This window comes from Vibrio sp. V09_P4A23P171, assembly GCF_963875615.1.
GTDB classification, from domain to species: domain Bacteria; phylum Pseudomonadota; class Gammaproteobacteria; order Enterobacterales; family Vibrionaceae; genus Vibrio; species Vibrio anguillarum.
Genome location: NZ_CAWNMR010000045.1, coordinates 1 through 5,344 on the forward strand (window position 1 = coordinate 1; position 5,344 = coordinate 5,344).

Consider the following 5,344-nt stretch of genomic DNA (forward strand, 5'->3'; position numbering starts at 1 on the left):
AACACATAACGCCCGCCTAAGGGGCTGGCAACGCATTACACTAAACTTAAACACAACAACCATAACCACCGCGGCTCAATGGGACTGGAAACGCCACGCGTTGACAGTCCCTCTTGAGGCGTTTGTTATGCAACTTTCTCAATGTTTCGTTGCCAAAACATAACCATCTTCTCGAGAAATTGATCTACTGAAATTTCCTCTCCTGAAGGGGACACGATGATCAATGGGCGAGCAAAAGCATTACTAAATGCAGATGAAAAACCTCTTTGGCTACGAGTTGTCGTTGGCTTAACTTTAAAATGCTTCAAACCATTAGTGATGTCTCTAGCCATTTCGAATAAATTGGCTAGCTCTTTTTGTTCAGGATATCTTTTCTCAAACCGTTCTATTGAAAACTTCTCTTTAGGGTGAGCCCATTCGTACATGTGATACGTTAGCATTGTCGAAAGCAACGCACTTTTCACGCAGGAGTTTTGAGCTAAAAATTGCTCATATTGAGGCTTTACCATTATGTTGAAATAGGATTTTGCATCAATAACTTGAAAACTCGATGATGTCATATCTATCCTCGTGTTGCATAACGCCCGCCTAAGGGGCTGACAACGCATAACACTAAACTCAACCACAACAACCGAAACCACCGCGGCTCAATGGGACTGAAAACGCCGCGCGTTGACAGTCCCTCTTGAGGTGTTTGTTAGTTTCGTAGCCCATTGTTTAACAATGACTTTTAACACCTTTACTTGAAAAGTATTTTACGCAAATGCATCGAACATGCACACGTCCAACGCCAAAAGCTGTGAAGTTAGCTGCCAAAACTCAAAACGAACAAGGTTAAGTTGGCCACGGTTAAGAGTCCGCGACAAAGAAAACCAGATCACAGCGATGATGCTTCCTTTTGTGAAACCAAACTGACCGTGTTGAATATCCGACAGCATTTGAGCATCGAGGCTTTTGGGCTTTCAGCGACTTTGAAACTACTGAACTTTCAATGCTTTCTACCAAATCAGCATCAAACAAAACTCAAAAGCCCAATTGTGCAACTTGAACGCTAAAAGCTGATTTTTCAGAACGTTGAGACTGAGCTTTTGATGATTTTTCTAGATAGAAACTAACGCCCGCCTAAGGGGCTGACAACGCATTACCACAAAACTCAAACACAACAACCGAAACCACCGCGGCTCATTGGGACTGGAAACGCTACGCGTTGACAGTCCCTCTTGAGGCGTTTGTTAGCTTCGTAGCCCATTGTTTAACAATGACTTTTAACACCTTTACTTGAAAAGTATTTTACGCAAATGCATCGAACATGCACACGTCCAACGCCAAAAGCTGTGAAGTTGACTGCCAAAACTCAAAACGCTCAAGGCTAAGTTGGCCACGGTTAAGAGTCCGCGACAAAGAAAGCCAGATCACAGCGATGATGCAGTATTTTGTAAATACTAAGCTGACCGCGCTGAACGTCAAACAACACTGAAGCATCGAAGCTTGATAGGTTTCAGCGACTTGAAAACTGCTGAACATTCAACACTTTCTACCAAATCAGCATCAGGCAAAACTAAAAAGCCAAATAGTGCTACTTGAACGCTTAAAGCTGAATTTTCACAACAAATGAGCTTAGATTTTGATGATTCTAGCCTTTAAGAAGCTAACGCCCGCCTAAGGGGCTGGCAACGCATTACACTAAACTCAAACACAACAACTGCAACCACCGCGGCTCATTGGGACTGGAAACGCCGCGCGTTGACAGTCCCTCTTGAGGCGTTTGTTAGCTTACTGTCCTAACATGCCAACTAAGAGGACATAACTATTGTGAAGCGCATGAATTAAAAAGGCTATTGTGAACCCTACTTTTGGTGAACTCTGCCGCCATACTTGAAATGCCACCCCAAAAACAACAAATGGCATGAATGTAAACATGCCCCAAAGTGGGTGTGACATAGAATGTAAAACAGAAAAGATAAACGCACACAAGCAGGCACTTAAAAAAATTCTGTCTGTAAATTTTGCGATGAGCACCAGTATCAGTGTCATCAATAATGTTTCTAAGGCTGGGCCAACCAAAACTGTTCCAAGCACATCAACCAAAGTCATTCCCACATCAGGACCATCAGCGGGGAGACCATAAAGAAGATCAACAATCACCGCTAGCGCACCTGCGGAGCAGAAAGAAACAGCAGACGCTTTTAGGCAATAACCTAATTTTGACTCTTTACGACTTAGTAGAAACACACCGTAGTACCTTGTAAGCTAACGCCCGCCTAAGGGGCTGGCAACGCATAACACCAAACTCAAACACTACAACCGTAACCACCGCGACTCATTGGGACTGGAAACGCCACGCGTTGACAGTCCCTCTTGAGGCGTTTGTTAGTTTCGTAGCCTATTGTTTAGCAATGACTTTTAACACATTTGCTTGAAAGTCATTTTACGCAAATGCATCGAACAAGCACACGTCCAACGCCAAAAGCTGTGAAGTTGACAGCCAAAACTCAAAACAATAAAGGTTAAGTTGGCCACGGTTAAGAGTCCGCGACAAAGAAAGCAAGATCACAGCGATGATGCTGCCTTTTGTGAAACCAAACTTTCCGAGTGGAACATCTAACAACGTTGGAGCATCGAAGTTTTTGGGCTTTCAGCGACTTTGAAACAACTGAACTTTCAACGCTTTCTACCAAATCAGCATCAAGCCAAACTTAAAAGTCCAGTTGTGCAGTTTGAACGCCAAAAGCTGAATTTTCAGAACCTTGGGCGTAAATTTTTGATGGTCTTTCCTGAGAGAAACTAACGCCCGCCTAAGGGGCTGACAACGCATTACCACAAAACTCAAACACAACAACTGCAACCACCGCGGCTCAATGGGACTGGAAACGCCGCGCGTTGACAGTCCCTCTTGAGGCGTTTGTTATTTTGCTTTTACCCAACGATCTTCTAGCTTAAAGGTATGATTGTAGAAATCGATTGTACCTCGCACACCTAATGGTGTGACGAGCATCGGATGCGTATGACAACTATCAAAGCCATAAAATATAGGTACATTTTTATCCGCTAATACTTCGATTAAAACGTCCAGAGGTGTTCTCCCTGTACCTTTGTTGTCAAATAACTCATGCTTCCCCAAAATGATCGCACTCACCCGCTCAAAAACGCCACAAGCTGCGAGATGTGCAAAAGAACGTTCGACATTTTCGATACCTTTCAGAGAATCCTCTATGAGTAAAATATCGCCAACTTCAATCTCTGGCATGTATCGACTACCCCAGATCCCAGCCATGGTGTTGAGGTTCCCGCCAATAATTCTGCCTGTCACTTTGCCTTTACCGATAAACTGCCATTCATTCGGATAAACGGGCTTAGCTGAATGCTGAGTTTCCCAATCGTGCTTAATATCTGTCCATGACGAGGGCATAGTGTATTGATATTGATTCGTCTCTGAACACAACAGATCGATAAACGAATGAAAGGTTTCATCAACCAATGGAGGATACTCACCAAACGAAGCGACTAAGGCTGGGCCATAAAATGTGATGAGTCCTGTTTGAGCATAGATCCCGAGCAATAAAGCTGTGACATCTGAATAACCAATGATGATCTTTGGATCGTTTCTTAAGGCTTCATAATCAATATACGGCAACAGTGAATTGCTATTATTGCCTCCAATGGTAGACATGATGCAACGGACATTCGGATCCCGAATAAGTTGATTCAATTCTTCAGCACGCTCCCGAATCGAGCCTGAGCGGTAATAATCAGATTTTCCCGTAAGCGAACCTTCAACTAACTGAAATCCCTGTGCCTTAAGATAAGCCTTTGCTCTTTGAAATCGATTTGGAGCAAAGGCTGTAGCCGGTGAAGATGGTGAGAAAAAACCAATTTTGTCTCCAATACTTAAAGCTTTGGCATATAACACTTACCGCTTTCCTCCATAATTTGAATAAGCAAAATAACGCCCGCCTAAGGGGCTGGCAACGCATAACACTAAACTCAAACACAACAACCGTAACCACCGCAGCTCAATGGGACTGGAAACGCCGCGCGTTGACAGTCCCTCTTGAGGCGTTTGTTATGGCTCAGTTCACTAAATACCAGATTTCACCATCGATATGATCTTATGAGCTTTCTCGAAATGATCTAATTTGTGCTCTTGAATCCACCATGTTGCTGCTTCCATCAACAAATCTGGATCGTCATTTTTGTTAGCAAAAAACGCATAAAATGAAACGCCAACATTATCACCCTTCTGCTCAATCTTCTTAGAACAAACTTGAATTACCTTTTCTCTCAATGAACTACGCACTTGTTAGTCGCCTACCTGATTTAAAGATGACAAATAACTTATACAGACGAAAGCATGAAAACAAGAAGAACTGTTTTTATATACAGACCAGATCAAATGAATGAGCCATAACGCCCGCCTAAGGGGCTGGCAACGCATTACCACTAAACTAAAACACACAACCGCAACCACCGCGGCTCAATGGGACTGGAAACGCCACGCGTTGACAGTCCCTCTTGAGGCGTTTGTTATGCTTAAGCTTCAACACTTTACATTTGAACCCAACCAATAATAACCAACTGAAATCATTGGCCAAACTTCGAGTTTCTTGAATTTGAACTGGCTCATTTTTTACCTATGAACTGACCAATGCAGGCTTTCATTTAGCAACTAGGCCAATGTGGAAACACTCTCCGACAAACCAATTCACCACGCATGAGCACAACAACTCAATGAGGCAATGACACTGAAATTTACAGCGACAGACAGATTGCCGTTTCATTAGGCAGCGACAAACAATATTGAATTGCCGAAAAAACCTGAACGAAATGCCAAAGAAATCGATAACACAACCAACTGATTTTTATGGTTTAAGCATAACGCCCGCCTAAGGGGCTGACAACGCATTAACACAAAACTCAAACACAACAACCGAAACCACCGCGGCTCAATGGGACTGGAAACGCCACGCGTTGACAGTCCCTCTTGAGGCGTTTGTTAGCACACACTGGCTACATAACACACTCTTTCGCCGTTTTAGCTTGTGCCACGCCTTTTTCGATAATTGCTAACACTTGATCGTTCTTTACTGATGATACGATTTTATCTAGCAAGTTTTCCGCTGTTGCTTCCGAAGAAACGTCAACTAAACAACTGTAGGAATTAGAAATTTTCTCTGTAGCGGCAACAACTGCTTGGTGATCGGTGAAGTCGGTATTGATCAACGAATCTATTGACTGAGTAAACTCTTGTGCTTTTTGAGTCGCATCACCAAGAACGTCAAGATTAAGGTCTTGCAAATTTAGTGAGTCCGCTTTTTGCTGCAAGTTATCTACGGCTTTATTCGCT

At 43.2% G+C, this 5,344-nt stretch carries 9 protein-coding genes; all 9 read right to left on the reverse strand.

Annotated elements, in window-relative coordinates; translation table 11 throughout:
* Positions 1-125 precede the first annotated feature (125 nt).
* Positions 126-560, reverse strand: coding sequence for a hypothetical protein (locus AACT23_RS13505; RefSeq protein ID WP_000204565.1), 435 nt, complete (start codon positions 558-560; stop codon positions 126-128).
* Positions 561-755: 195 nt separating this feature from the next.
* Positions 756-938, reverse strand: coding sequence for a DUF645 family protein (locus AACT23_RS13510; protein ID WP_001904633.1), 183 nt, complete (start codon positions 936-938; stop codon positions 756-758).
* 352 nt (positions 939-1,290) lie between these two features.
* Positions 1,291-1,482 (reverse strand): DUF645 family protein, encoded by a 192-nt coding sequence (locus tag AACT23_RS13515; RefSeq protein WP_094129703.1) that lies wholly within the window; start codon positions 1,480-1,482, stop codon positions 1,291-1,293.
* A 291-nt stretch (positions 1,483-1,773) separates the two neighbouring features.
* Positions 1,774-2,232, reverse strand: a complete 459-nt coding sequence (locus AACT23_RS13520; protein WP_041051874.1) for a hypothetical protein — start codon at positions 2,230-2,232, stop codon at positions 1,774-1,776.
* 196 nt (positions 2,233-2,428) lie between these two features.
* Positions 2,429-2,608 (reverse strand): DUF645 family protein, encoded by a 180-nt coding sequence (locus AACT23_RS13525; protein WP_094129706.1) that lies wholly within the window; start codon positions 2,606-2,608, stop codon positions 2,429-2,431.
* Between the two features lie 297 nt (positions 2,609-2,905).
* Entirely contained in the window at positions 2,906-3,910 is a 1,005-nt protein-coding gene (locus AACT23_RS13530; RefSeq protein WP_094129709.1) for a S66 family peptidase, read from the reverse strand.
* Positions 3,911-4,078: 168 nt separating this feature from the next.
* Positions 4,079-4,297: a DUF6500 family protein gene (locus AACT23_RS13535; RefSeq protein WP_042988285.1), complete on the reverse strand. Its 219-nt coding sequence runs from the start codon at positions 4,295-4,297 to the stop codon at positions 4,079-4,081.
* Positions 4,298-4,655: 358 nt separating this feature from the next.
* The gene (locus tag AACT23_RS13540; RefSeq protein ID WP_176428686.1) at positions 4,656-4,778 is read right to left on the reverse strand and encodes a DUF3709 domain-containing protein; all 123 of its coding nucleotides are present in this window, start codon (positions 4,776-4,778) and stop codon (positions 4,656-4,658) included.
* Between the two features lie 229 nt (positions 4,779-5,007).
* Positions 5,008-5,344 (reverse strand): hypothetical protein (locus AACT23_RS13545; protein WP_094129712.1); only part of this gene is annotated, 337 nt, incomplete at its 5' end.

Coding starts and splice junctions, on each gene's coding strand:
- AACT23_RS13505 (WP_000204565.1), bottom strand. CDS start 560: ATGACATCATCGAGTTTTCAAGTTATTGATGCAAAATCCTATTTCAAC.
- AACT23_RS13510 (WP_001904633.1), bottom strand. CDS start 938: ATGCTGTCGGATATTCAACACGGTCAGTTTGGTTTCACAAAAGGAAGC.
- AACT23_RS13515 (WP_094129703.1), bottom strand. CDS start 1,482: ATGCTTCAGTGTTGTTTGACGTTCAGCGCGGTCAGCTTAGTATTTACA.
- AACT23_RS13540 (WP_176428686.1), bottom strand. CDS start 4,778: ATGAAACGGCAATCTGTCTGTCGCTGTAAATTTCAGTGTCATTGCCTC.